General features: G+C 38.0%; 1 protein-coding gene. It reads right to left on the bottom strand.

Going from position 1 to position 1,325, the window contains the following annotated elements; genetic code table 11:
• Nucleotides 1-97: 97 nt before the first annotated feature.
• The gene (locus E1163_RS12330) at nucleotides 98-979 is read right to left on the bottom strand and encodes an AraC family transcriptional regulator (RefSeq protein WP_155172093.1); all 882 of its coding nucleotides are present in this window, start codon (nucleotides 977-979) and stop codon (nucleotides 98-100) included.
• Nucleotides 980-1,325: the final 346 nt, after the last annotated feature.

The following is a 1,325-nucleotide window of genomic DNA, read 5'->3' as shown; positions in this document are numbered from 1 at the left end:
AAGTGTTAAAAACGAAGGTGAAATATGCCAACAGAAACCACGCCCTTGCATACAAGCACAAATTCGGAGAATAAAACCTTAATACAGAAGTAAAAAACTACAAAACCCTTCTTATTCCCTGGAATTCAGCCCTAAACTCACTTGGAGTGCAATTTTTAGCTTTTTTAAATACCCGGTTAAAATTGGCAATGTTGTTAAACCCACATTTAAAACCAATCTCACCGATACTCAGGTCAGTTTCAATCAGCCAACGGGTGGCATAGCTTATCCGCGTGTCGTTGGTGTACTCAATAAAAGTCTTTCCTGTACGCTTTTTTATGAAACGATTAAACGAGACGGGGCTCATATTTACCAGATCAGAAATTTCCGTCAAGGTTATTTTCCGGTCAAAATTCTCCTGAATATAGGTGTAAACCTTTTCGATCAGCTTACTATTCTCAAACTGAGAGTTACGCGAACTATAGGTGGAGAGCAACCTTTGATTTCTGGAATTGGCCAGGTCCTGAAGGATAGAGATAAGCTCCAGAAAGTAATCAATGCTATCAATTTTGGATAGAGAGACTATCCTTGGCATAAGCTCTTTTGCTATTTTATTAGAGAACAATATGCCGTGATTCGACCTGTTAAATAAATCCCTGATCGGTTTGAAGATCTGCCTGGAGAGCATTTTTTCATCAAAAAGGTCATTATGAAACTGAATGGTGATTTCATGTATGCTCGGACTCTGGCATTTATAAGTTTCCCAGCCATGCTCTAAATTGGGTCCGACCATGACCAGCTCAATATCATCGATCTCTTCCATGCTGTCCCCAACCACCCTGCGGCAACCCTTGCCATTATGAATGAAGTTTAGCTCATACTCAGGGTGAAAATGAATGGGAAAATCAAAATGCTGCTTAACCCGCTCAAATACAAGAAAACTATCCTGAGGCGCCAGTGGAGTTATTTCACGATGTACATTTTTCCTGATCGTCGACATATACTTAAATTATGCTGTTAAACAAACTATTAGAGCAACAGTAGCGGTCTGATATGTAGTTTTGAGAACACCATAAGAAACTGATATTCAGTTTTTTTGAAATAAAAAGCCCTGCCCAAATAAAAGTAAATATTCAGATAGATACACATTTTTGACAATTTTTGCATCTATTTTGATTAAAAAATACAGGTGGCAGGTGGGGCATTTTGTGAAATTTGGAGGTTTATGGTTGGGAAGGTGTTGAATTAGCGTATCCTTATAAAGGAAGACCAACCCAAAAACAACAAATGAATTTCTGTAAATTACTTACATTCGGGGTTTGTCAATAATAGTTAGTTGTTATTCC

Origin of the sequence: Fulvivirga kasyanovii, assembly GCF_009711405.1 — a bacterium.
Lineage (GTDB): Bacteria > Bacteroidota > Bacteroidia > Cytophagales > Cyclobacteriaceae > Fulvivirga > Fulvivirga kasyanovii.
Note: the sequence above shows the minus strand (reverse complement) of the source record. Positions and strands in the feature narration are given on the sequence as shown.

Bases quoted from the DNA above. Each gene is read 5' to 3' on its own strand.
- E1163_RS12330 (WP_155172093.1), bottom strand. From the start codon at position 979: ATGTCGACGATCAGGAAAAATGTACATCGTGAAATAACTCCACTGGCG.